We start from the raw sequence: 25,572 nt of genomic DNA, 5'->3' as shown, positions 1-25,572 counted from the left end.
AGCCTTTTTTTGATATTTACTATACACCTTTGTGTATGCATTTCTTCTCTCATCTATTTTGATTCAAGATACTTAAAGTGTACTGATTGTTAATACAAACGTGAATGTTATTCATTCACGTTTGTTTTGATGCCTGGTACTGTCGGATTAGACATTCAACAGCAGCTTTGCAATGTGTTAAGAATCTTATAGTACGTTATAATCAGTTGAAAGATTAAAAGGTTGGTGTTTTTGTTGTTGAATAAAGATTTTTATAGGGGCGAGAATTTTTGGAGTAAGAAACCGAAAAATAATCGTATCGAATATCCGATTAACGATGAAATAATAAGAAGAGCTGAAAATATTTTGGACGTTCAATTCCCCTCATCCTTTATTCAACTGATGAAAGAGCAAAATGGAGGCGAATTAAACTTTCCTTATTACACGGAATACAAAGACGCACTTCCTAGCATAGAGCCGATTCATTTTGAAAAAGATGATATAAGTATATTATCTTCCGAAAAGCTTTTAGAAGAAGCAAATCTTCCACAAGGATTAATTGTTCTTTGGACAGACTTACATGAATGGCTCGTTCTAGACTATCGAATCGAAAAGGAACATCCAACTATTGTATATATAGTTGAGAACTATCTTTCAGGTGAAGAAGAATGGGAATTTCATAAAATTGCTGAGAATTTTGATGATTTCTTAAATCAACTGTTTGAATAAGTCAAAAGAAAAGAAAAAGTTATTTTGGTTGGAGATGAAAGTTTCTTTTCATAATGTATTGTATTTGTCAGAAGCAACAGTTATTTGAGTTTTAGTGTGGCCTTATAAAATAGTGGTTATAAAAACCAGATATTCAATTTATCTATTCTTTCTAGTTCTTTAATTATAGGTGTGTTTTTATCAATATACCTAGAGTCTTTGCGACACTATTTAAAATAATATTATTGGCAGCTCACTGATTACGCCATACTCACTATTCCTTATTATTTGAAGCAGGGGCAACAATTAAAGAAGTACAATACAGAATTGGTCATAAAGAGACGAATTAAAGGCATTAAAAAAGTGCCATAAACGTTGATAAATCAACATTTATGACACCCCATGAAATTCAGTACATTTCACTGTATGGAGACGGTGGGAGTCGAACCCACGTCCAAAGACACTGTAACTCAAGCTACTACGCGTGTAGTTTGTCTATTTGCGGATTCGCGCAAGCATTATGCCGACAAACAGGCGTCCTGTGCGCTAACTTGGGAGTCTCTTGCTGCTAGCTCAAGTGGCACTAGCAACCGTATCCCACTAAAGTTGAGCCCGGCTACGCTACATGGGCGATAGAGCAGTCAGGCAGTTTCGAGCTTACGCTGCGAAAGCTAAGTTGTTGTTTGTTTTGCCAGTTATTATATAACTTCCGTTGTTGACGAAGCCGAGACCTCCGACGCGCAACTCAAGTCCAAGTCATCCCTGTCGAATCCGTAACGTCCCCTTAATATAGGCTCCGTCTATTCTGCCTAGTAGAACTTACAGAGGCGGAAAACCATTAAGGTGCTGAATGAACAGCTGTTTCGGAATAGTATGAGGACATACTATGAACTGGCATTGCTATAGTGATAGTATATGATAAATCGTGCTGAAATTCAAGTCATACGCTTTTGACCACGGCTCTTGAACTGTTTCTCATCAAGGCCGGAATTAGAGTATAGTACAGCTCTTGCTAACCTTCAAGCGGTAAATATTAGAATTGATTTTTCGCTTTGACTGCACGAGCCATTTCGCGGTTTGCTTCTTTTTTCTTCAGGTCTGCACGCTTATCGTAGTTTTTCTTACCTTTACCTAGACCTATCAACAGTTTGGCATAGCCATCCTTTATGTACATTTTTAACGGTACAATGGTATAGCCATCACGTTTAACATCGACACGCAGCTGGTTGATCTGCTTTTTGTGCAATAGCAATTTGCGGACACGCAACGGATCATGGTTGAAGATGTTTCCTTGTTCGTATGTGTTGATATGCATGTTAGATATCCAAGCTTCGCCGTTACGGATAAGGATAAAGGAATCCTTCAATTGCACTTTCCCCTGGCGGATGGACTTGATTTCTGTGCCGTTTAAGACAAGGCCTGCTTCGATGGTTTCTTCAATAAAATAATCGAATCCGGCTTTTTTGTTTTGTGCTAATACTTTTCCAGAACCTTTTGGCATAGTAACTCACCTCTATTAAATATGGATGCGAGAAGAGCGAAACGCTCTTCTCTTATTTTTTCTTCTTGCTACGGCGTTTTTGCTGTTTCTTGGCAATGCCTTCATAGTACGCTTTTTTACCGCCAGATTTACCTGAGGCTTTACGTTCTTGCTTGCGGGTTTTGCCATTCACTTTTGCGCCGCTTGGTTGATATTTCTTGTTTTTGCCTTTTTCTCTGCCTTGCTCTCCGCTCTTAGATTTCGCACGGATGACTACAGGCGCTTGTTTTCTCGTACGGCGTTTGGCTTCTGGCATGCCGACGATTTCAAAATCAATCGCTGATTCTTCAACGTTTACTTCTAATACACTGATTTCGACTTCATCGCCGATATGGAAGATGCGACCTGTACGTTCGCCGACCATGATCATTTGGCGATCATCAAAGTTATAATAATCATCCGTCATATTGCTGATATGCACAAGGCCTTCGACAGTATTTTCAAGTTCGATAAACATACCGAAGTTTGTAATCGAGCTGACGATACCTGTAAATTTCTCGCCAATCTTGTCTGCCATGTATTGTGCTTTTTTGAGCGATTCTGTATCGCGTTCTGCATCTACTGCACGGCGTTCTCTGCTGGATGTATGCTCAGCAATTTCATCCATCTGTCCGCCCCAGTAGCTGACTGTTTCACGGCTTCTGTCATTATTGATCAGATATGTGCGCAGCAATCTGTGGACAATTAAGTCAGGATAACGTCGGATTGGTGACGTGAAGTGCGTGTAGTATTCCGTTGATAAACCAAAGTGGCCTAGACATTCAGGGCTGTATTTGGCTTGTTGCATCGAACGAAGCATCATCGTCGAAATTACTGGATATTCCGGCATATCTTTCACAGACTCAAGGATTTCCTGTAGTGCTCTTGGCTCTACTGTATTCCCTGTACCGCGAACGATTAAGCCAAAGTTCGTAATAAATTCGAAGAAGCGTTGCAATTTCTCTGGTTTAGGATCTTCGTGAATTCGGTAGATGAACGGCAAATTCATGCGGTCAATATGCTCTGCCACTGTTTCATTGGCAACAAGCATGAACTCTTCAATCAATCGCTCAGCGACTGTACGTTCACGTAACAAGATATCTGTCGGCCAGCCTTCTTCATCCACTGTGACATAAGATTCCTTGAAGTCAAAGTCCACTGCTCCGCGGTTCATACGGCGGTTGTTAAGGATTTTGGCTAAGTCTCTCATATCTTCAAACATTGGAACAAGATCGGCATAGCGTTCTTTTAATTCTTCATCATTTTCTTCCAGAATTTTATACACATTCGTATATGTCATACGTTCTCTCGTTTTGATGACACTTTGGAAGATCTCATGGTCAATCACTTCACCGTTTTTATTGATCGTCATTTCGCATGAAAGCGCCAATCGATCCACTTGTGGGTTCAATGAACAAATCCCATTGGACAAACGATGCGGAATCATTGGAATTACGCGGTCTGTTAAATAAACACTTGTAGCACGGTCATATGCTTCACGGTCTAAAGCTGAGCCATCCTGCACATAATAACTGACGTCGGCAATATGAACACCTAATCGGTATGTGCCATCATCGTTTTTCGTCACAGTGACAGCGTCATCCAAGTCCTTCGCTGTTTCACCGTCAATCGTCACGATCATTTGATCGCGCAAATCGCGGCGGCCTTCACGATCTTTGTCTGAGATTTCCTCCGGTACAGCCTTCGCTGCATCTAATACTTCCTGCGGGAAATCCACTGTGATGTCATGCTTGTGGATAATCGACAGGATATCAACGCCTGGATCGTTTTTATGGCCTAGTATTTTGGTAATCATCCCTGTGGCAGAACGATTGTCTTCTGGCCATTCGATGATTTCAGCCACTACTTTATGGCCATCCATCGCACCTAGCGTATGGTTCTTCGAAATAAATAAGTCCATTGGCAATTTTTTCTCGTCTGGTACGACAAAGCCAAATCCTTTATTCGCTTGGAATGTACCTACGACCTTTGTGATTCCACGTTCTAGGATTTTTACAATCGAACCCTCGCGGCGATCACCTGACGAATTTGAAGAAATGCGTATCAGCACGGTATCTCCGTTGACAGCACCGTTGATGTCGCTTGGCGGGATAAACACATCATCCATGCCTTCTTCTGCTGGTGCAACAAACCCGAACCCTTTTGCATGACCGATAAACTTCCCTTGCAGGTAGTTCATGCGTTCTGGCATGCCGTAACGATTGGTTCTTGTACGCACAATCATTCCTTGCTGTTCTAATTGAACGAGCGTTTTGACAAGTTCTTTGAAGTCCACCGCATCCTGCAAGCCGAGTTGTTCCTCTAGCTCTGAGACAGTCAGCGGCTTATAATCCTCGTCTTTCATTAATTCTAATAATTTTTTTTCAAATACTGATTCTGTATTCATCGTTCTTCCCTCCTTTAAGTAGCATTTGCAAAGTCACTTTTTTTACTCATACCAATCAAGCGTTTCTAAGAAATCTAGAATATCTTCTTGCAATTGTTTACGTTCTTTATCTAATGTAATGATATGCCCTGACTCTTCGTACCAATTGATTTTTTTATCATTTGATTCTACAGTCTCAAAAATATACGGTGCAGATTGGACATCAATCACGTTATCTTTCCTGCCTTGCACCACTAAGATTGGCGCATATACTTCATCTACGTGTTCGCGTACATCATATACGAGTTCCCGCAATTCGTTTAAGGAAGGCATTCCTTGTTCTTTTAGATAGTCTATTCTTTTTTGTGCCGCTTCATCATTTTTTTCAAAATAACGATTGAATCGTTCCGCGTATTGAAGAACACCTTCAAACATCAAATCGGTCGTCTTCATACTCATCGGGGCACACATAGTCACAATTCCCTTAACCGGAAAAGAATAACCTAATTTTAACGAAAAAACGCCTCCAAGAGACAATCCTGCCACAGCAATTTCCTTGTAGCCTGCATCCAACAATGTGTGATAAGCATCCAGTACGCTTTGCCACCACTCATCTGGATTGGTATGTATCAGTTCTTCCGGCGGTACGCCATGTCCTTTGTATTGAGGAGCAAGTGATGTGTAGCCGTTCTCTTCCAAATATCGGCCAAGCATCCGTACATCCGCTGAATTCCCAGTAAAGCCATGCAATAGTAATACGGCGCGTGGGCCTGCTTCGAAAAAGAATGGTTCTGGTAATACGATTTTCATTAAGCGTCCACTCCTTCTAACTCATTCATCTGCTAGCGCAAATCGCACTCTATTCCACTAATTATAAGCTAAATATGCAAAAACGCCTAACCATAAAGCGGCTAGGCGAATATATGCATTAAATTTTCGCAATGGCGATGGCTAAGATAAAGAATAAAACAGCTAACACGACTGTTATACGAGCAAGGATTAGATCCATTCCGCGTGCTTTTTGTTTACCGAAAAGCTGCTCTGCGCCACCAGAAAGTGCTGAAAGCCCTTCGCTTTTGCTTGATTGCAGCAACACAAGAATAATCAAACCTAAAGATACAATTAGAAGAAGCGTCATTATGACTGTATGCATAGAAAGTTCCACCTCCAGATAAAACATCACGACAGTTTTGGCTGTATGTAATGCAAACTAAGTTTTTGAAGACTATGTTTTGATAATTTAGGATCAACACCAAAAGCTATGCCTACTGGAAAACGAAACACTATTCCGGTCATGTTGTATGAATCATCGGTGAGAACCTATAGTTATCTTTTATTTTAACATTCTTCTATAGCTTTTACGACAAAAAAGTAAAAATTTGAAGTGCCATTGCTAGATTTTTTGATAGAAAATTTAAAAATTAGAAGTTTGCCCTAATTATTGATCCGAGAATAGAGAACTCATAAGCTCACTAAAGTTTCCAAGCTGGTTATATACAGAGTGAATTTGGAAGCCAATAAACAGGAGGGCTAAAAAAATCAGGAATAATAAAATGTTCGTTATGACATGTTGTTTGGTCATAGTTTATCTCCCTTCACAAAAGGTTATGCTGTGGCTGATTGATTGACCATGAATTGAGTGATACTTACCTAATTTGCATTTCGTCTCATGCTACTTACAGTCATACCTATCCCCAATCATGCGCTTATCCTTTTACTAGGATAGCGCATGATTGGAGAGATAATATTTTAACTATGCTTCTTACTATCACTGTTTGGCAGTCCCAATACTTCTTTCGCAATGAGTTGATAGGATTGAATCCGATCTTCCGGAGAGTACGTGATGGTATTAATCATAATTTCGTCTGCTCCATACATTGTTTTCAATTCGTTTAATTTCTGTTTCACTTCATGCGGATTCCCGATAATCATGTTCTGTCTCGTACTATTTAGCGATTCCTTTTCTTTTTCCGTCAGCTGATATTGCTTCGCTTCTTGAATGGAAGGAACACCCTGCAGCCCTTCTCCTTTGTCTTTTTGCAAAGACCAGATGAGGGAGCTTAGTGCCATTTCTTCTGCCTTTTCCGTGCTCTCAGCGCAAATCGCAGAGACGGTGACGATGACTTGTGGCGTTTGCCCTTCTTTGCGTGGTATAAAGGCTTCCCTATATTCTTTGACGATTGGTGCACCTTCATTGTCACTCATAAAATGGCCGAACGTATATGGCATGCCATTCTCTGCTGCGAGCAATGCGCTTTTTTTACTTGTACCAAGAAGCCAAGGTACTGGCGGATGTTCAGGTAAAGGAGATGCAGAGATTTTAGAGTATTCCGCTTCCGCTGGGAAGTCGTCGTCTAAGAAATGAAGTAACTCCTTCACCGCGGTAGGAAATTTATAAACACTTTGCAAATAGTTATCGGACAATGCATTCGTCGCTTCTGCTGATCCTCCTGGAGCTCGTCCTAACCCGAGGTCAATGCGATTTGGAAATAATGTGGCTAGCATATGAAAGGTTTCTGCCACTTTAAAAGGCCGATAGAAAGGCAATAAAATTGCTCCAGCACCAATGCGAATATGTTGTGTTTGAGCTCCGATATAGCTTAGCATCACTTCGGGCGCAGAACATGCAAGCCCAGGCAGATCATGGTGTTCGGAAATCCAGTATCGCGTATAACCTAGCTTTTCTCCTGCTTTTGCTAAATTCATTGATTCATTCAATGCGTCGTGTGGAGTTTGATTTGAAGAAATAGGTGACTGGTCTAGTATGCTTAACCTCATTTCAGCTCAATCCTTTACTTCTAACAGAGTCAATTTATACTGTCCTACTTCCCCTTCGTTATACAGGTTTGTAATAGAAGTGGAATAGTTATGGATGGTCCCTCGAAAAGCTATATCTTTCTCCGGTATCTTTACATCAAACGTCCCTTTGTAAAGCAGTGTTGCTACATCATGATATTCTTCACTTGTCACATCAAACTCAACTGACACCTTATATAATCCATTTACTTTTTCTTCTTCATAATTAGTTAATTGTATCGTTCTATCATCTAAAATCATTTTACTGATCAATTCAATCACTCCTATTGTTTAGTTTCGGACGTTTTATTTCTCAGAGAGTATATTGTCCTCTCCCTATAATAAAAGCCTCCCACAAATGATAGGAGGCTGTAAAGAAATGTGTACTAAGAAAAATCTTTGATTGTTTTTTAGCTTCTAGAGAGATTTAAAATCGTATATTGCCCTTCTGTAAACTCTATTTCAATTAATCATTTGGAAGATTAATCTGCCACGATACACCAAATTTATCATTCACCCAGCCAAACTTCTTACTAAAACCATAGTTGTCTAGTGGCATTAACGCTTCTCCATCTGCAAGGAGATTTTCATAAAGATAAGTCAGCTCGTCTTCCGAATCACACGTAATGAAGATAGAGAAGGAGGGTGTAAACGTAAAATTGTGGACAGGCGCACTGTCTATGCACATGAATTCTTGTCCCTTTAATGAAAATGATGCCTGCATCACGGTTCCTTCTTCCCCATTTTCGCCAGGACCATACCGAACAATACTTTCAATGACGGAATCCTCAATAAGTGAAGTGTAGTAATTCATTGCTTCCTCTGCTTTGCCACCTTGGAACATTAAGAATGGAGTCACCTTTTCCATTTAGATCAACCTCGCTTTGTAATTAGTTTCATACTGCTTAACCCGTATTGCTTCTTAAAAAGACAATAAGCTATCTTTCGCCACTATAAATAAAAAAACCTCCTATAAAATATAGGAGGTTTTAAATAATCGTTCTATTATTTTTTCAAGTTATAGAATGATTTAATACCGTTGTATTGAGATGTACCAGCCAATTGATCTTCGATGCGAAGTAATTGGTTGTATTTTGCGACACGGTCTGTACGAGATGGTGCGCCTGTTTTGATTTGTCCTGCATTTGTAGCTACAGCAATGTCAGCAATTGTTGTATCTTCAGATTCGCCTGAACGGTGAGAAATGATAGCTGTGTAGCCAGCACGTTTCGCCATTTCAATCGCATCTAAAGTTTCTGTCAATGTACCGATTTGGTTTACTTTGATCAGGATTGAGTTGCCTACGCCTTCTTCAATACCGCGAGACAATTTTTTCGTGTTCGTAACGAATAGATCGTCACCTACTAATTGTACGCGGTTGCCGATGCGTTCAGTCAACATTTTGTGACCTTCCCAGTCGTTTTCATCAAGACCATCTTCAATTGAGATGATTGGATATTTAGATGTTAATTCTTCATACCATGCAACCATTTCTTCTGATGTTTTTGTCACGCCTTCACCAGCTAAGTGATATTTGTTGTCTTCGTCTGAGTATAGCTCAGATGATGCAACGTCCATCGCAAGCATTACTTCTTCGCCTGGTTTGTAACCAGCGCGTTCAATCGCAGTCACGATTGTAGATAATGCTTCTTCATTTGAAGAAAGGTTTGGTGCAAAGCCGCCTTCATCACCTACAGATGTGCTGTAGTTTGATTCTTTCAAGACTGCTTTCAAGGAATGGAAGATTTCAGCACCCATGCGTAATGCGTGACGGAATGATTCAGCGCCAACAGGCATAACCATGAATTCTTGAATATCCACATTATTGTCCGCGTGTTCTCCACCGTTTACAATGTTCATCATTGGTACTGGCAATTGTTTTGCATTCACGCCGCCGATGTATTGGTATAGAGGCATATCAAGGTAATCTGCTGCTGCGTGTGCTACAGCTAGAGACACGCCTAGGATTGCGTTCGCGCCTAATTTACCTTTGTTTTCTGTACCGTCTAAAGCGATCATGTGCTCATCCACTGATACTTGGTCAAGCACTGAATAATTACCGATTAGTTCTGGTGCAATGATGTTGTTTACGTTGTCTACAGCTTTTAAAACACCTTTGCCAAGGTAGCGGCTTTTGTCGCCATCGCGCAATTCTACTGCTTCATATTCCCCTGTAGATGCGCCAGATGGAACGATTGCACGTCCGAAGGCGCCTGATTCTGTAAATACTTCTACTTCTACTGTTGGGTTACCGCGTGAATCTAATACTTCACGAGCTTGTACGTCTGTAATAATTGGCATTTTTTTACTCTCCTTGGTTTTAAAATAATGGTTTTCCTGTCATCTCAAGTGGTTGGTCCACTCCTAGTAATTTTAACATGGTCGGAGCCAAATCTGCCAAAATTCCGCCACTTCTTACAACAATATTTTCTTTTGTCACAATCACAGGGACTGGATTTGTTGTATGGGCAGTCATTGGCATGCCTTCTAGCGTTACTACTTCATCTGAATTTCCGTGGTCTGCTGTGATAATCGCAGCGCCACCTTTGGCAAGAAGTGCATCCACTACTCGTCCCAAGCATTCATCCACTGCTTCAATCGCTTTAATTGTCGGCTCAAGCATACCACTATGACCAACCATATCTGGATTGGCGAAATTCAAGATGATACCGTCAAAACGATCCGCTTCAATCGCCTCTACCAACGCGTCTGTTACCTCATAAGCGCTCATTTCAGGTTTCAAATCATATGTCGCTACTTTTGGCGAGTTGATTAAAATCCGTTCTTCCAGGCCAAATTTCTCTTCCCGGCCGCCGCTCATAAAGAATGTAACATGTGGATATTTCTCTGTTTCCGCAATACGCAATTGACGTAGGTTGTTGTTAGACAATACTTCACCAATCGTATTTTTCAAATCGATGCTATGGAATGCTACTTCAGCAAGGACTGTATCGCTATAGTGCGTGAATGAAACAAACTTCAAGTTTTCAGGATGATTTTTGCTTCTTTCAAAGCCATCAAACAATGGATTTGTTAAAGCTGTTGAAAGCTCAATCGCACGGTCTGGACGGAAGTTAAAGAAGATCACCGCGTCATTGTCTTCAATGGTTGCGACAGGTTTGCCTTCTTTTTTGATCACAAATGGCACAACGAACTCATCAGTGACATCATTTTTATAAGAAGCTTCTACACCTGCAACAGCTGATTCTGCCTCGACGCCTTCTCCATCCACTAATGCCTTGTAGACTTTTTCTTCACGGTCCCAACGGTTATCTCGGTCCATTGCATAATAACGACCACTAATCGTTGCGAACTCGCCGACGCCGATTTCAGCCATTTGGCGTTCTGTTTCCATCACGTATGTGACAGCTGTTTTCGGACCCACGTCACGGCCATCAAGGAAACCATGGACATATACTTCTTTAATCCCTTGGTCTTTGGCTAATTTCAACAAAGCAAATAGATGTTCATAATGGCTGTGTACGCCGCCATCTGATAACAGTCCCATGAGATGGAGTTTAGATTGCTTTTCTTTTGCATATCTTATCGCATCTAAAAATGCGCTGTTTTCAAAGAAGTCGCCTTCTCGGATCGACTTATCGATTCTTGTAAGACTTTGATAAACAATTCGGCCTGCACCAATATTTAAGTGGCCGACCTCAGAGTTCCCCATTTGTCCTGCTGGAAGACCAACTGCTTCACCTGAAGCTGTCAGCATATTATGCGGAAATTGATTCCAATAACGCTCAAAGTTTGGTTTTTTCGCTTGTGCCACGGCATTCCCGAATACTTCATCACGGAAGCCGAAACCATCAAGGATAATTAATGCTACTGGTCTGTTAGGCATTTGCACCCGCCTCCAATAATTGCAAATAAGAATCTGGCTCTAAGCTAGCACCACCGACTAATGCACCGTCGATATGTTCCATTGAAAGCAATTCTTTGATGTTTGCAGGTTTTACACTGCCACCGTATTGAATGCGAACTGCTTCTGCAGCTTCTTCACCAGCGATGTCTGCAACTGTTTTACGGATTCCTTCACATACTGTGTTGGCATCTTCTGAAGTAGCTGTTTTACCTGTGCCGATTGCCCAGATTGGTTCATACGCAATCACAGTTTTAGCGACTTGATCTTTTGTAAGACCTTTTAATGCAGCACCTACTTGTGAGGACACTTTCACCATCGTATGACTTTTTTCGCGGTCATCCAATGTTTCGCCAACGCAAATGATTGGTGTCATGCCATGTTCAAATGCAGCATGCACTTTTTTATTGACGCTTTCATCTGTTTCATTATTGTATTCACGGCGCTCTGAGTGCCCTAAAATCACATAGTTTACTTTCAAATCTTCTAATTGGGCTGGACTAATTTCGCCTGTAAATGCACCTTCATTTTCAAAATGCATCGTTTGAGCACCAATCTCAAGTGCTGAACCCTCTGCCTCTTTTACAAGTGATGGCAAGAATAATGCTGGTGCGCAGATTACTGCGTCTACCTTTGTACTCTCAGGAATGGATGTTTTTACTTCTTGTACGAACTCCACAGCTTGCGATAAAGTTTTATACATCTTCCAGTTACCTGCAATAATTGGTTTTCTCACACTAATCGTCCTCCAATTTGTTTTTACTATTTATCGTTTAGCGCTACAACGCCTGGCAATTCCTTGCCTTCCATAAATTCTAATGAGGCACCGCCACCTGTTGAGATATGGTCCATCTGATCTGCTACATGGAATTTTTCAACAGCTGCAGCAGAATCACCACCGCCGATGATTGTATAGCCGTTTGTCTCTGCCATAGCTTTGGCTACGCCTTTTGTGCCGTTTGCAAATTTGTCCATTTCAAAGACACCCATTGGCCCATTCCACATAATCAGCTTCGAATTTTTGATTACGTCTGCATATTCTTCAACTGTTTTCGGTCCAATATCTAGTCCCATCCAATCGCTTGGGATTTGATCAATGTCGACAACCTTTGTTTCTGCATCCTTCGAAAATTCGTTTGCTACCACAGCATCTACAGGCATATGTAATTTCACACCTTTTTCAGCTGCTTTTTCAATAAATGATTTAGCTAACTCAATCTTATCTTCCTCTAACAATGAAGTGCCGATTTCATAGCCCTGTGCTTTGATGAATGTGTATGAAAGACCACCGCCAATAATTAAATGATCTACTTTTTCAAGAAGATTTTCAATCACGCCGATTTTATCTTTTACTTTCGCACCGCCGATGATAGCTGTGAAAGGACGTTCAGGATTAGAAAGAGCCTTGCCTAATACATCTAATTCTTTTTCCATTAACAATCCGCTTACGGCTGGCAAGTATTTCGCAATACCTTCAGTAGATGCGTGTGCGCGGTGAGCAGCGCCGAATGCGTCATTCACATAAACATCTGCTAACTTCGCAAAGCTTTCTGCAAGTGCTGAATCATTCTTTTCTTCGCCTTTATGGAAGCGAACATTCTCAAGTAAGATAACGTCGCCATCTTGCATAGCTTCTACTGCTTTCTCAACAGTTTCGCCAATAGACTCGTCTAATTTTTGAACGTTTTTGCCTAGTAATTCAGAAAGGCGTTCGCCAACAGCTGTTAGACGGAATTCGTCTTTTACTTCGCCTTTTGGGCGACCCAAATGGCTTGCTAAAATAACTTTTGCACCTTTTTCTACTAAAGCTTGAATCGTTGGTAATGCTGCTTTAATACGTGTTTCATCTGTGATTTTACCGTCTTCCATTGGTACGTTGAAATCAACTCGGACAAATACGCGTTTCCCTTGTACTTCTACATCATTCATTGTCTTTTTTTGATTCATTTTGCCAATCCTCCAATTATCAAATGATTGAATAAAGCGCTTACTACATTCGCAAAAAAAGGAGAAGTCAGTTAATACGCTTCTCCTTTTTTGCCATAATCCATTATAAGTGAAACTTGACACAAAGGGGATATTTTTTATCTCCTTGTCTTTCGTTTCGATAATTTGCACATATACGGGCAGTTGTCTCCCACTAGTTTTTCTTGTTTATCTATAAGTTTGTAGTGGTTATGCTGCCCGTTCATGCAGGATTACGCACAGTGTCATTTGACGATTAGTTTGACTTAGAAGCCTTGTTTAGCCATGTATTCCGCTAAGTCCACTACGCGTGTAGAATAACCAGATTCATTATCATACCAAGCAAGTACTTTTACTAGGTTGCCTTCAAGCACCATTGTAGATAGGCTATCTACTGTAGATGAAGAAGTATTGCCGTTGTAATCGATTGATACAAGTGGTAATTCAGAGTAAGCCATTACGCCTTTTAGTTCATTTTCTGATGCATTTTTCAATGCGCTGTTGATTGATTCAGGTGTAGCATCTTTTTCTAATTCAACTACCAAGTCAACTAGAGATACATTTGGTGTTGGGACGCGAATCGCCATACCATCTAATTTGCCTTTTAATTGTGGCAATACTTTTGCTACCGCAACAGCTGCGCCAGTTGTTGTTGGAATCATAGATTGCGCTGCTGCACGTGCACGGCGGTAATCTTTGTGCGGTAAATCCAAGATACGTTGGTCATTTGTATAAGAGTGGACAGTTGTCATCATGCCACGTTTAATACCAAATTGTTCATCCAACACTTTTGCCACTGGAGATAGGCAGTTTGTTGTACATGAAGCGTTTGATACAACTACATCTTCTTTTGCATTGTATTGATCATTGTTTACGCCCATTACGTATGTCGGCATGTCTTTACCAGGTGCAGAAACGATGACTCTTTTAGCGCCTGCTTCCACATGTTTATGAGCTGAATCATAATCAGTGAAACGACCTGTAGATTCTACAACGATATCTACATTCAAATCACCCCATGGAAGTTTTGCAGGATCTGTTTCAGCGTAAACGCGAACTTTTTTGCCATTTACAACTAGATCATCGCCTTCAGCAGAAACTTCTGCATCTAAAATACCGTGTACAGAATCATATTTTAGAAGGTGTGCAAGCATAGCTGAATCTGTTAAGTCATTTACTGCTACGATTTCGATATCTTGTCGTTTAAACGCTTCGCGGAATACCAATCGGCCAATACGTCCAAAACCATTAATCGCTAATTTTAAAGTCATTTTTATTTCCTCCAGTTAAATTGTTATTTTAGTAAGTGAAGCATTTCCTTCGCTGCGGCAGAATCTGTGACGAGAATCGTCTGATTTGCTCCCTGTTTAAAGTATGAAAGAATCGCTGCTGCTTTATTCTTCCCACCTGCTACCGCAATAATACTTTTACACCTATTTACTTGTTCGCGTTGGATCCCTACAGTTTGAATCCTTTGTACAGCTTTACCCGATTCGTCGAAGTAATAACCAAAAGCTTCACTGACAGCGCCATGCTCGAGAAGGTTACTTTTCTCTGTTTCTGTGGAATTTCGCCTTGACGCCATTTCGATCGCCGACCCGATGCCGTGAATAACAACATCTGTCCGATCATATAAATCAATCATCTCTTTGACCATTGGTTCTTCAATGATTGCTTTATAAGCTGTCTCGCTTAAATGCTCTGGCAAGTACAACGTACGATAAGCATTACCTGAGTTGTGGGCAAATGTCGCTGCAATCGTGTTGGCTTGTAGTCTCATATCATCGACGCCCATGCCGCCTCTTGCTGCGATAAAAGTCAAATTGTTCGGCTGGTCAGACGGGGCTACACTGTCTGCGATTGCAGCTAATGTACTTCCACCTGTCACAGCGATGATTTCCTTCTCTTTCGCAACCATGCTCAGCACTTTGGCCGCTTCTAATCCAAGAAGGATTTTAATAGAAGGCGTTTCATTGATATCACCATCTACAATAAGCACTCTTTGTATGCCTAATTTTTGAGTCAGTTGTTTTTCCATTACAGAAATGCCTGACCATTCATAGACAAGAGGCTTTAGAATCTCTAATACTTCTTTACCCGATTCGGATATTCTCATGCCGGAATGACTTGCAATAATCAAGCCTTGTTCTCGCAGCAAATCCGTTTCTTTGCGGGCTTCTCTTTCTCCAACAGAAAGATTCTCTGCAAGACCTCTTCGGCCTACAGGACCCAACATATCAATCATTTGTAAAAAACGATAACGCGTATGAAGAAGTTCAGACATTTCCGGCATTATTTTTAATTGAGCTTCAGATACTGTAATAATGTCCTTTCTCTCTCCTCTCATACTAACGGGACTAATTTTGTCCCAGCACTTTAAAAAATGTCCCACTTACTATAAAAAAATTTACTTCCTGAAATAAGTATACATTTTGTGAACGTTACTTGCAAATTTTTGAACTATATAATGATTTTTCACCAGAAGATGCTCTTGCAAGAAAAATGTACCTGTTGATTTCTGTTCCAGACGGATGGCAAGCCTTCTCACTTTTCCTCCGCAGTCTTCTCTTATATTTATATGCAGAAGTGGGAATAGCTGATCTTCCGCGGGCGAGCGACGATTTTCCTCGCTGAGAGGTCTCGTCTGTCTCGCTTTCCCGTAGAAGTCTTCGCTATTCCCATTTCAATTGAGTGACTTATTCTATTGTAAAATCATTTCGATACGCTTACTCCTGTATACCTTCAAGCAATGTTACATAATCAAGCTGGCCATACTGAATGATTTCATTGTTTTTCATGACGACAGGGATCATTAGCATATATTTCTCATGAATTTCTTCATCTTCTTCAATATTAATTTCATTGAGTTGGAAGGGAAAATCTTCACATACTAGCTTTAACAGCAATTTCCCTTCTTCACAAAGACCGCAGTTGGGCCTGCTGTAATACGTGATTTCCATAGTTATCCTCACTACATTCATTATTTAGACTGTGTTACCATTTGCGGCCTGCACCGCCACCTGCGGATGAGCCTCCGCCAAATCCGCCGAAGCCACCACCGCTACCTCCACCGGATGAACCATTTCCAAAGCCGCCGAAGTTTCCAAAGCCTCCAGGGAAGCTACTGTCATCATAGCGTCCTCTTCCACCAGGTCCACCTGGGCCGCCTCCTCCGTTTCCTTTGGAGAAGAAAGAGAAAATGATAAGGCCGACAATAACTAAAATAATAATCGTTGTCGTCGAAAGACCGCCTTCCTCTTCTTCCGGTTTTTGAGGGTTATCTAACTGCCCATTCCAATTATATTCTTTGGCTATTTCGTTATACACTTTGATGAAGACGGAACGAAATGCTTCATCGTAATTATCCTGGGCTAAATAAGGATACATGTAGTCATCAAGTATTCGTCCAATTTTGCCGTCTGGTAATGCGCCTTCAAGGCCTTGGCCGACTGAAATGTATGCATCCCGCTCTCCCTTTTTTTGTGCAAAGCTTGCAAATATTAATACGCCATTGTTTTTCTGCTTACTGCCGATTCCCCATTTGCGGATTACCTTAGTGCCATACTCTGGCGCCTCGTAGCCATTCAGGGTATCTGTTGTAAGAATGACAATAGAGGCACCTGTTGCTTTATTTAGTTTTTCCGCCAACGTATTTAATTCCTGCTGTGTGTCATCGGACAATTTATGCTCGAAATCTTGCACATATGGTGTGTCATCATAATAATCCATTTCAGGCAGTTGTCCCTTAGCCTGAGAGGTTGCTGAAAAACTTAGTAAGGCGATTAGCGCACAGACTGCCCCTAAAAGGAATCTGCGCTTTTTCATTGATTATCGTCTCCAAAATCAACAGTTGGTGCATTTTGTGCATTGGCACTTGCTTTAAAGTATTCCCGTTTATCGAAATTAAACATGCCTGCGACTAGACTTCCTGGGAACTTGCGTACAAGTCCATTGTATTCTTTGACGCCTTCATTATAATCTTCACGCGCAACAGCTAATCGATTTTCTGTGCCTGCAAGTTCATCCATTAACTGGCGATAGTTTTTATCCGCTTTTAGGTCTGGATACTTTTCACTGATAACAAGCAATCGATTCAAATTGCCGGTTAATTCATCATTGGCATTCGCTTGGTCTTGCGGTGTTTTGGCTGATGCCAATCTTGCACGAGAATCAGCGATGCTTTTCATAATGCTTTCTTCATGTTTCGCATATCCTTTTACTGTATTCACTAAGTTTGGAATCAAATCTACCCTTCTTTGCAATTGGTTCTCTACTTGTGCATATTTGGAATCAACTTGCTCATCCATCGAGACAAGCTTGTTATATCGTGGCACTAGCATCGCAGCGATGAGTGCAATTACAGCAATAATGATAATAATAGGTGCTAAAAGTTTCTTCAATTCATTCCCTCCTGTCTTCTTACTATATTATTTCTCCTTAATAAAAATTATAAAACATTCTTCTGGTTAGGTGTACCGAAACGGTTGGCGATTTTGAATGTATGGAAGCATTGAAGCAGTCCATACTATTTCTGCGTGAGAGCGCGAAAAAAAGGAGGTACTACTTTGACAAACCAACAAAACCAATCAAACGAAATGTATCATGTGGATTCAGCAAAGTACAACCATGGCGCACATGAAGTAATGGACATGCATGAAACATTATCAACTGTAATCGGCGGTTTAGACCAATGCGTATTGCTACGCGATCAAATTCAAGATCCTGAGCTACGCAACATGATGGACCGTCAATATCAATTCTGTGTTGACGAATACAATACTCTGGTGGAATGCTTCAAAACAGGACGTGATCCATCACAACCAACAGGCCATTATGAAATGACTGAAAACAATAAATTTACTTATGGCATTAAACCAGGCCAACCGAAAAAGCCAATTACACAAGCTAGTGAACTCAATGACGAGATGATTTCAGGCTATTTATTGAGCTCACATAAAGCTACTGCAACAGCTAAATTAGCTGCCTCTCTCGAAACAACAAACCCTGTTGTACGCCGCGTGTTAGCAGATTCAATCCCTAATTGCATTGAAATGGCGTATGAAGTCTCCATTTATCAAAACCGCAAAGGCTACTACCAAGTACCTCAATTATCATCACAAGATACGGTGACAATTACAAATTGCTACGACACTACAAGCAGTCAATTGCAATAAGGTGAAACTTCACACGAGATAGGGATTTTCTTCAATCATCCATCTTTAGTGAGTTGAACAAATGTTACTCCCATTATGCGGGATAAAAACAGCATACAAAAAGCGCTTTTGGTCATAATACCAAAAGCGCTTTTTTATTACTTATTTTTGTTCCATTTCAGGTTTATTTATATTTTGGACACGTACACGTTTTAGGAATATAGACAACACAAGAGCTACAGCCGAAATAATGGTTGCAACCATAAATGTGTAGTTAATACCATCTAACAAAGCTGTTTGTGTAATTTGGGCTTTCAATTTAGCCAATTGTTCCGCTGTTGGTGAAGAAGGTGTAATTCCTGCTTCAGCCGCTTTTTTAGCAGCTTTCACAGCTTTTGCTTTCGCTTCAGCTGCTAGTTCTGTTGCACTTGATTTGATGTGGTTATTCATAACAGTTACTAAAATCGCTGTTCCGATTGCACCAGAAACTTGTTGAACAGTATTGTTGATCGCTGTACCATGTGGGTTTTTCAACATTGGCAAGCTGTTCAAACCGTTTGTCATAATCGGCATCATTACCATAGACATACCGAACATGCGGACAGTATAAACAGTAATGATATATGTGTAAGATGAATCTACTTCTAATTTAGTTAAGAAATACGTAGCCACAGTTGTAATCGTTAAACCAATGAAAGCTAATATACGCGGACCAAATTTATCAAATAGCTTACCAGTGATTGGAGACATGAATGCCATCACAATCGCACCTGGAAGCATCATTAGCCCAGCGTGGAATGGCGAGATACCACGAACTTGTTGTACATAAGCAGGTGTTAAAATCATACCAGAGAACATCGCTACAGATACTACTGCTGAGATGATTGATGCTAATGCGAACATTGGATATTTGTAAATTCGAAGATCTAAAAGCGGCTCTTCCATGCGAAGTTGCTTAAAGATAAAGATAATAAGCGCAATCGCTCCGATTGTAATCGTACCGTAAACAAGTGGATCGCCCCACCCTTTATCACCGGCAGAACTAAAGCCGTATAAAAGGCCACCAAATCCGATTGTTGAGAATACTAGAGATAGATAATCTAGTGATACTTTTCTTGTATCCATTACGTTTTTCAATTTCCAGATACCAAACAAAAGGCTTAGCACTGCAAATGGAATGATCATTTCAAAAAGCATGCGCCATGAATGATGTTCGACAATATAACCAGATAATGTCGGGCCAATTGCTGGCGCTGCGATCATTACTAAACCGAAGATCCCCATAGCAGAACCACGTTTTTCAGCTGGGAAGCTGACAAGCATTACATTCATAAGAAGTGGTGACATTGCAGCAGAACCTGCAGCCTGTACCATACGACCTGCGATTAAAACACTAAAGTTTGGCGCTGCAGCAGCGATAATTGTACCAATCGTAAAGATAGACATCGCTGCAATAAACAAATGGCGGTTCTTAAAGCGAACGACAAAAAATGCGGATGCCGGTATTAACACACCGCTCACAAGCATATATCCTGTTGACAACCATTGAACTTGCGAGTAAGTAACATCGAAGTCTGTCATGATGGTCGGCAAGGCAACGTTCATTAAAGTATTATTTAAAAAAGAAACAAAAGCACCCACGAATAGAATGGCTATCATTCCATAAGGTGGTTTTTGTTGATTACTCATATTTTCCCCTCACTCTTCTTTATATCTCATTTTTATTGGATGTTTATTATTTTATACCGCTAGTTCACTTTTTTCAACTAAAAATTATTAACCTCTCAAAAACATTGATATGAAAGCGTTTTTGGTATAGACTACTGGTATAATTTAAAATCATTTATGACGAAAAGGTGACTAAATGAATACGCGAAAAAGAAAAGTTCTTGATGTGGCGAGGCAGCTTTTTATTGAAAAAGGCTTCAAAGAAACTTCTATAATGGACATTATCCAGGGAGCCCAGATTTCTAAAGGAACCTTCTATAATTATTTCCCTTCAAAAAACGATTGCCTCATCGCCATCTTGCGTGAAAGCCGAGAGGAAACGAGTATCCGACGCCATGAATTAATCTTCGGCCAGGATATAAAGGATATTGACATACTGGCTAAACAAATAGCCGTCTTGATGCAGATTAATCGTGAGCAAAATTTAATGCGGATTTTTGAATCTGTTTCAAATTCACAGGATGAATCATTACGAATGGCCCTAATGAGCCACCATCTCCAAGAACTTGAATGGCTAGCCAAAAGACTTGTCGAAGTATATGGTGATGAAATCAGCATTATGAGCTATGAATGTGCCATCCAAGTATTTGCGATGATTCAGCATACTCTCCGTATTTTAATTTTTGCAGAAGACCGCTATGTAGAGCCAGAAGCTATCATCAAAATGTCCCTTCGCAATATCGATGCTATTATCCCCCGTATGCTTGAAACGAAAGAAGTCATTATCGGTATTGAGACTATACATTTTATAAAGAATAATGTAGAACATCATATCATGAGTCAGGAGATGGTAACACAACAGCTTGATGGTTTCATTAAGGGATTAGGACCATGTGATTCCAAAAAGGGTCTGGAATATGCAAGCTATTTGTTAAGCGAATTAAGCGAATCGAACCCCAAATACTTCATTATCGAGGCGCTTTTAACACCGTTTCGTAAAGCTTTCGCCAAAACAACTCATGCAGCGGAAGCAAGGGAAATCGCCAACTATATTTGGCGGCTTGTCCGAATTGAACAGAACGACGAACAATTTTGAAACCAAGCAGTTCATTCATTTACCATTGGATGGACTGCTTGGTTTTAGTATTGTCTAATCTTGCATGAGGTACACGTTTTTTTAATTCCAAACAGTTATTTTCAAACGAATAACCGAAATTCTGGTACATCTGCCCTGACATTCTTCTCTCTTATGAATATGCAATATAAGAGGGGAGGTGGAATAGTTGTTTAAGAACAATCGCGAGGAGTTATACAGCCTTTCAAATCAATTTATTGAAATATTCATAGCGGATATTTTTTCAAAAAACAAAGTCAATATGGATGAAATTAGATCAAAGGTATCAGATGATCAACGTGAAAAGCTTAAAAAAACCGTAGATCAACTAAAAGTACAGGTGGAGGAGTTCATCAACTCAAACAACACCAAAAGTATTACTGAAAAAGAACCTAAAGAACAGCCTTCAAGCCCACTAAGAGAAAAGCTGAAGCAGGCAAAAACAGAAAATGAGGATACAGAAAAATAAAATTTTATCCCTCACCCGTGTTCTTTGTCTATACAAAAACTAAGGTGAAAGCATCTACTATAAAAGATGAAAGGAGGGGTGAAAATGAGTGAATATGAGAATTCTAATAAGTGGTCTGCAATGGACTCAAGCATGGACCACCCATGTGACCCATGCCACAATAATAATGAGGACATAAATAACAATGCTACTGAAGTTGCGGATATTGACCAATCTTCAAATGAGATTATTATTATTCGTGACTCATGTGATATTACCGTTGAAACAACTGATACTCAGGTAGCTGTTTCGCTTCAGGCAGCTTTACAAGTTGCCATTGCTATCGTAGTTAATATTACAATCGCAGATAGTTCCCGTGCAGAAACGGTGACACAAGAGCTATTACAAAGAGCACAAATTCGTCAAGCAAATCGCCAAAAACTTGTCATCGTTAACTCCCGCTCTGTAAATGTAACAACAACAGATACAGACGTTGCAATTTCCCTACAATTACTACTTCAAATTCTAGTAGCTCTCGTTGCCCAATTAGATATTCTTTAAATAATAGCACCCTACTTCCTATATAAAATAAAAAGGCTGCAACCAGAGTTAGACTATGGTTGCAGCCTTTTTTAATTCATTATTTTAGCTCGTTGCGTTCCATAATATGGTCAATCAAGCCGTAATCTTTCGCTTGTTCAGCGCTCATGTAATTATCACGATCTGTATCGCGCGCAATAACCTCAATTGGTTGGCCAGTGCGTTCAGATAAGATTGCATTTAATTTTTCGCGTGTTTTAAGAATATGTTTCGCAGCAATTTCAATTTCAGTTGCTTGCCCTTGTGCTCCACCTAAAGGTTGGTGAATCATCACTTCGCAGTTTGGCAATGCATAGCGCTTGCCTTTAGCCCCTGCTGTTAGCAAGAATGAGCCCATAGATGCGCACATACCCATACCAACTGTTTGGACATCTGGTTTAATGAATTGCATTGTGTCATAGATTGCCATGCCTGCAGTAACGCTTCCGCCTGGAGAATTGATATAAAGGAAGATATCTTTCTCAGGGTCTTCAGCTTCTAAGAATAGCAATTGTGAAACGATTGAGTTTGACACATTGTCGTCGATTGCACTGCCTAGCATGATGATACGGTCTTTCAATAAACGTGAATAAATATCGTAGGCACGTTCACCGCGGTTTGTTTGTTCAATAACTGTAGGTATTAAGTTCATAAGAAATAGCCTCCTCAATTAAAAAATAGAATACATAATGACATTTGCTGAGCTTCTTCTTCAGCTGTACCATTATATTACACATTATGGTCAACAAAGGTCAAATGTTACGATTGTTTTTTTCCTCTATTGATATTTGTTTGTTTTATCTGTATAATAAAACAGTCGTTAAGTATATATGCCCTCGTAGTTTAACGGATAAAACATAAGATTCCGGTTCTTAGGCTGGGGGTTCGATTCCCTCCGAGGGCGTTATTGAAATCCTCTTAAGCGTTGCTGCCAACTTTGGCGGGCAGCGTTTTTTATTTCTCCACTTATGTCTATTGTAGCTAAAAAGGAAGAAACAAAAACAACGCACAAATCCAAGAAATGAGGATCTGTGCAATAAGGGAGAACTATACTATTTATACCCAATTCGGTATAAAAAAAATCACCTCTATTCATTTTTTGCGAATAGAGGCTTTTTCAATAGTTGATAGTGTTACTCTTCAACTTCAATAAGTTGGACTAGATTAGAAAGAGCTTGATCCTCATCATCTCCGCTTGCGCTTAAAATAACAGGTGTTCCATGTGCTAGCGCCAAACTCATAATGCCCATTATACTTTTGGCATTTACTTTCTTATCGTCTTTTTGCAAGAAAATATCAGCTGCATGGCGGTTTGCTTCTTGAACAAATAAAGCGGCTTGCCTTGCTTGCAAACCTGATTTCAAATTTACTTTTGCCTGTTGTTCTACCATTCAATCATCCAATCCTTCCAGTAAGCTTATTTTATACTTTCGCTGTCTCGCCGCCTCTAAGTGAGTCTGCAATCGCATCAATCTTACGCAAACGATGGTTGACACCTGATTTGCTGACTGTGCCTGTCGAGACCATTTCCCCTAGCTCTTTTAGTGTCACATCTTGATACTCTACTCGAAGCCTAGCAATCTCCTGAAGTTTTTCAGGCAATTGATCGATCCCGATTGCTTGATCAATAAAGCGTATGTTTTCCACTTGTCTAATAGCAGCACCGATTGTTTTATTTAAATTGGCTGTTTCACAATTCACTAGACGATTCACGCTATTGCGCATATCTCTAACAATCCGAACATCCTCAAATTTCAACATCGCTTGATGAGCTCCCACTAGACTTAGAAAATCGGAAATTTTCTCTGCTTCCTTCAAATATGTGACAAAGCCCTTTTTCCGTTCGATTGTCTTGGCATTCAGTTCGAAGACATTCATCAGTTCCATCAATGCATCACCGTGCTCTTTATAAAGAGAATACACCTCTAAATGATACGATGATGTCTCCGGATTATTAACAGAGCCTCCCGCTAAAAATGCGCCGCGCAAATAAGCTCTTTTTTCATCAGGTGTAGGAATGATTTTTTCTTCGATATCATGATGAAACAGAAAATTCCCTGTTACAATCTGCAGCTCTTCTAGCAATTCCTTTGCACCTTCGCGTACGCGGCAAATGTAGACATTATTCTTTTTCAGCCTCATTTTTTTCCGCACCAAAAGCTCTATTCGATAGTTGTAAAATTTCTTGATGATTGTATACATCCTACGAGCAATAGCCGCATTTTCTGTTTGGACATCTAGGCTCAGTTGTCGATTGGCAAACGATAATGAACCGTTCATTCGAATGAGGGCAGAGAGCTCCGCTTTTAAACTGCTATCCTTTGCTTCCACTTGTGTAAGCTCTTTTTTCGTCTCAGAAGCAAATGACATAGCGATCCCTCCTTCCTTGTTATATTTTAGACGCTAATTCGCCGAAGATTGCTTTTTTTGTTGATAATTTGTTGCATATTCTACAATCCATGCTGCTACATTATTGGCATCATGCCGCACTACGCCATCATGAATGGATGCTATATCCTTTTTAATGACCTCTAGCCCCATTCCTTCAAGTCTTGGCACATCAAACCTGACAGGCTCCGCTAATTCTTTGCTGTATGCTTCTCGAATTGACAGTGGAAGCTCTTCTTTGTTAATCAAGATGGTATGAAGGAAGTTCGCACCCACATGATCGATTAGCGCTTGGACATGATCTGCGGCAGAATAATGAGAGGTTTCACCTGCTTGCGTCATCAGATTGCATATATAAATTTTATGGCCTTTTGCATTCAATACAGCTTCACGAATACCATTTACCAATAAATTAGGCAAGATGCTTGTATAAAGGCTACCAGGACCAATAATAATGATATCAGCACTCTCAATAGCGCTCACTGCTTCCTGCACCGGCAACACATCCGCCGGCGATAAAAATACACGCTGAATTCTTTGATTATACGAAGGGATTTTAGATTCCCCTTTGACAATCGTTCCATTTTCAAGCTCAGCCATAAGCGTGATTCTCTGATTGGCTGCAGGCAACACTTTGCCATGTACATTTAATACTCGGCTCATTTCGGCGATTGCATGCGAAAAATCACCCGTTATAGCAGTTAACGCTGTAAGCATCAAATTCCCTAGAGAATGGCCCCCTAGCTCTTCTTTTCCTTGAAAGCGATATTGGAACATTTCTTCTACCAGTGGTTCAACCTCTGATAACGCAGCGATTACTTGGCGAATGTCGCCGGGCGGTGGGATTTGAAAATCATCTCGGATTCTCCCTGAGCTACCACCATCGTCTGCTACTGTTACGATTGCCGTTAAATCAATGGGACATTTTTTTAAGCCTCTAAGCAATGTAGATAATCCAGTGCCACCGCCGATAATAGCAACACGCGTAAGTGCTTTTTGCATAG

26 protein-coding genes, 1 tRNA gene and 1 other RNA gene are annotated in these 25,572 nt (G+C 40.4%); 6 read left to right on the top strand and 22 right to left on the bottom strand.

The annotated features are described in order from the left end of the window. Positions 1 to 237 precede the first annotated feature (237 nt). Entirely contained in the window at positions 238 to 708 is a 471-nt protein-coding gene (locus AC6CHJ_RS11900) for an SMI1/KNR4 family protein (RefSeq protein ID WP_498288700.1), read from the top strand. Positions 709 to 1,111: 403 nt separating this feature from the next. Here AC6CHJ_RS11900 and ssrA read toward each other — a convergent pair. The 17 genes from ssrA to AC6CHJ_RS11815 form a co-directional block, all read right to left on the bottom strand. After that, positions 1,112 to 1,471, bottom strand: a transfer-messenger RNA (tmRNA) gene (gene ssrA, locus AC6CHJ_RS11895). A 249-nt stretch (positions 1,472 to 1,720) separates the two neighbouring features. After that, positions 1,721 to 2,188, bottom strand: coding sequence for an SsrA-binding protein SmpB (gene smpB, locus AC6CHJ_RS11890; protein ID WP_066789429.1), 468 nt, complete (start codon positions 2,186 to 2,188; stop codon positions 1,721 to 1,723). 52 nt (positions 2,189 to 2,240) lie between these two features. Next, positions 2,241 to 4,613 carry a ribonuclease R gene (gene rnr, locus AC6CHJ_RS11885; protein ID WP_498288698.1) on the bottom strand — a complete coding sequence of 791 codons (2,373 nt, stop codon included), beginning with the start codon at positions 4,611 to 4,613 and terminating at the stop codon, positions 2,241 to 2,243. Positions 4,614 to 4,655: 42 nt separating this feature from the next. Then, positions 4,656 to 5,402: an alpha/beta hydrolase gene (locus tag AC6CHJ_RS11880; RefSeq protein ID WP_498288696.1), complete on the bottom strand. Its 747-nt coding sequence runs from the start codon at positions 5,400 to 5,402 to the stop codon at positions 4,656 to 4,658. Positions 5,403 to 5,520: 118 nt separating this feature from the next. Then, a complete protein-coding gene (secG, locus tag AC6CHJ_RS11875) occupies positions 5,521 to 5,745 on the bottom strand; it encodes a preprotein translocase subunit SecG (protein ID WP_147196323.1) in 225 nt (74 codons plus the stop codon). A 596-nt stretch (positions 5,746 to 6,341) separates the two neighbouring features. After that, entirely contained in the window at positions 6,342 to 7,370 is a 1,029-nt protein-coding gene (locus AC6CHJ_RS11870; RefSeq protein WP_498288694.1) for an LLM class flavin-dependent oxidoreductase, read from the bottom strand. 6 nt (positions 7,371 to 7,376) lie between these two features. Then, the gene (locus tag AC6CHJ_RS11865; protein ID WP_498288692.1) at positions 7,377 to 7,661 is read right to left on the bottom strand and encodes a DUF3219 family protein; all 285 of its coding nucleotides are present in this window, start codon (positions 7,659 to 7,661) and stop codon (positions 7,377 to 7,379) included. A gap of 193 nt (positions 7,662 to 7,854) precedes the next feature. Continuing rightward, a complete protein-coding gene (locus AC6CHJ_RS11860) occupies positions 7,855 to 8,256 on the bottom strand; it encodes a VOC family protein (RefSeq protein ID WP_498288690.1) in 402 nt (133 codons plus the stop codon). A 137-nt stretch (positions 8,257 to 8,393) separates the two neighbouring features. Beyond that, a complete protein-coding gene (gene eno, locus AC6CHJ_RS11855; protein ID WP_147196315.1) occupies positions 8,394 to 9,689 on the bottom strand; it encodes a phosphopyruvate hydratase in 1,296 nt (431 codons plus the stop codon). A gap of 19 nt (positions 9,690 to 9,708) precedes the next feature. Next, complete coding sequence (gpmI, locus tag AC6CHJ_RS11850) at positions 9,709 to 11,235, bottom strand: 2,3-bisphosphoglycerate-independent phosphoglycerate mutase (protein ID WP_251647515.1); 1,527 nt, start codon at positions 11,233 to 11,235, stop codon at positions 9,709 to 9,711. Further along, a complete protein-coding gene (gene tpiA, locus AC6CHJ_RS11845) occupies positions 11,228 to 11,989 on the bottom strand; it encodes a triose-phosphate isomerase (RefSeq protein ID WP_066789460.1) in 762 nt (253 codons plus the stop codon). Before tpiA ends, gpmI begins: the two co-directional genes overlap by 8 nt. A gap of 26 nt (positions 11,990 to 12,015) precedes the next feature. Further along, positions 12,016 to 13,200 (bottom strand): phosphoglycerate kinase, encoded by a 1,185-nt coding sequence (locus tag AC6CHJ_RS11840; protein ID WP_498288688.1) that lies wholly within the window; start codon positions 13,198 to 13,200, stop codon positions 12,016 to 12,018. A gap of 284 nt (positions 13,201 to 13,484) precedes the next feature. Beyond that, complete coding sequence (gene gap / locus AC6CHJ_RS11835; RefSeq protein WP_066789465.1) at positions 13,485 to 14,489, bottom strand: type I glyceraldehyde-3-phosphate dehydrogenase; 1,005 nt, start codon at positions 14,487 to 14,489, stop codon at positions 13,485 to 13,487. A gap of 23 nt (positions 14,490 to 14,512) precedes the next feature. Then, positions 14,513 to 15,565, bottom strand: a complete 1,053-nt coding sequence (locus AC6CHJ_RS11830; protein ID WP_498288686.1) for a sugar-binding transcriptional regulator — start codon at positions 15,563 to 15,565, stop codon at positions 14,513 to 14,515. A gap of 379 nt (positions 15,566 to 15,944) precedes the next feature. Continuing rightward, complete coding sequence (locus AC6CHJ_RS11825; RefSeq protein ID WP_066789471.1) at positions 15,945 to 16,178, bottom strand: glutaredoxin family protein; 234 nt, start codon at positions 16,176 to 16,178, stop codon at positions 15,945 to 15,947. 34 nt (positions 16,179 to 16,212) lie between these two features. After that, positions 16,213 to 17,043, bottom strand: a complete 831-nt coding sequence (locus tag AC6CHJ_RS11820; RefSeq protein WP_498288684.1) for a TPM domain-containing protein — start codon at positions 17,041 to 17,043, stop codon at positions 16,213 to 16,215. Further along, positions 17,040 to 17,618 carry a LemA family protein gene (locus AC6CHJ_RS11815; protein ID WP_066789473.1) on the bottom strand — a complete coding sequence of 193 codons (579 nt, stop codon included), beginning with the start codon at positions 17,616 to 17,618 and terminating at the stop codon, positions 17,040 to 17,042. The genes AC6CHJ_RS11820 and AC6CHJ_RS11815 overlap by 4 nt, the downstream gene beginning before the upstream one ends. Before the next feature lie 195 nt (positions 17,619 to 17,813). Between AC6CHJ_RS11815 and AC6CHJ_RS11810 the strand changes: the two genes are divergently transcribed. Then, complete coding sequence (locus AC6CHJ_RS11810) at positions 17,814 to 18,392, top strand: spore coat protein (protein WP_147196477.1); 579 nt, start codon at positions 17,814 to 17,816, stop codon at positions 18,390 to 18,392. A gap of 141 nt (positions 18,393 to 18,533) precedes the next feature. Here AC6CHJ_RS11810 and AC6CHJ_RS11805 read toward each other — a convergent pair whose 3' ends face one another. Next, positions 18,534 to 20,060 (bottom strand): DHA2 family efflux MFS transporter permease subunit, encoded by a 1,527-nt coding sequence (locus AC6CHJ_RS11805; protein ID WP_251647528.1) that lies wholly within the window; start codon positions 20,058 to 20,060, stop codon positions 18,534 to 18,536. Between the two features lie 175 nt (positions 20,061 to 20,235). Here AC6CHJ_RS11805 and AC6CHJ_RS11800 point away from each other — a divergent pair, with 175 nt between their 5' ends. The 3 genes from AC6CHJ_RS11800 to AC6CHJ_RS11790 all read left to right on the top strand — a co-directional run bounded on the left by AC6CHJ_RS11800 (position 20,236) and on the right by AC6CHJ_RS11790 (position 22,162). Further along, positions 20,236 to 21,135 (top strand): TetR/AcrR family transcriptional regulator, encoded by a 900-nt coding sequence (locus AC6CHJ_RS11800; protein WP_066789477.1) that lies wholly within the window; start codon positions 20,236 to 20,238, stop codon positions 21,133 to 21,135. A 187-nt stretch (positions 21,136 to 21,322) separates the two neighbouring features. Continuing rightward, entirely contained in the window at positions 21,323 to 21,622 is a 300-nt protein-coding gene (locus tag AC6CHJ_RS11795) for a hypothetical protein (protein ID WP_498288681.1), read from the top strand. 84 nt (positions 21,623 to 21,706) lie between these two features. Beyond that, a complete protein-coding gene (locus AC6CHJ_RS11790) occupies positions 21,707 to 22,162 on the top strand; it encodes a spore coat protein (protein ID WP_066789481.1) in 456 nt (151 codons plus the stop codon). A 79-nt stretch (positions 22,163 to 22,241) separates the two neighbouring features. Here the strand turns inward: AC6CHJ_RS11790 and clpP are convergent, their stop codons facing one another. Beyond that, on the bottom strand, positions 22,242 to 22,832 hold the full coding sequence (gene clpP / locus AC6CHJ_RS11785; RefSeq protein ID WP_066789483.1) for an ATP-dependent Clp endopeptidase proteolytic subunit ClpP: 591 nt from the start codon (positions 22,830 to 22,832) through the stop codon (positions 22,242 to 22,244). A 180-nt stretch (positions 22,833 to 23,012) separates the two neighbouring features. Here clpP and AC6CHJ_RS11780 point away from each other — a divergent pair. Then, positions 23,013 to 23,084 (top strand) — tRNA-Arg (locus AC6CHJ_RS11780). Between the two features lie 229 nt (positions 23,085 to 23,313). Here the strand turns inward: AC6CHJ_RS11780 and AC6CHJ_RS11775 are convergent. The 3 genes from AC6CHJ_RS11775 to mgfK are packed head-to-tail and all read right to left on the bottom strand — an operon-like array spanning position 23,314 to position 25,570. Further along, the gene (locus AC6CHJ_RS11775) at positions 23,314 to 23,571 is read right to left on the bottom strand and encodes an HPr family phosphocarrier protein (RefSeq protein WP_066789485.1); all 258 of its coding nucleotides are present in this window, start codon (positions 23,569 to 23,571) and stop codon (positions 23,314 to 23,316) included. Positions 23,572 to 23,602: 31 nt separating this feature from the next. Then, complete coding sequence (whiA, locus tag AC6CHJ_RS11770; protein ID WP_147196299.1) at positions 23,603 to 24,550, bottom strand: DNA-binding protein WhiA; 948 nt, start codon at positions 24,548 to 24,550, stop codon at positions 23,603 to 23,605. Positions 24,551 to 24,583: 33 nt separating this feature from the next. Then, positions 24,584 to 25,570 carry a gluconeogenesis morphogenetic factor MgfK gene (mgfK, locus tag AC6CHJ_RS11765; RefSeq protein WP_147196297.1) on the bottom strand — a complete coding sequence of 329 codons (987 nt, stop codon included), beginning with the start codon at positions 25,568 to 25,570 and terminating at the stop codon, positions 24,584 to 24,586. Between the last annotated feature and the right edge of the window lie 2 nt (positions 25,571 to 25,572).

This window comes from Rummeliibacillus sp. GQ308, assembly GCF_059759115.1.
Note: the sequence above shows the minus strand (reverse complement) of the source record. Positions and strands in the feature narration are given on the sequence as shown.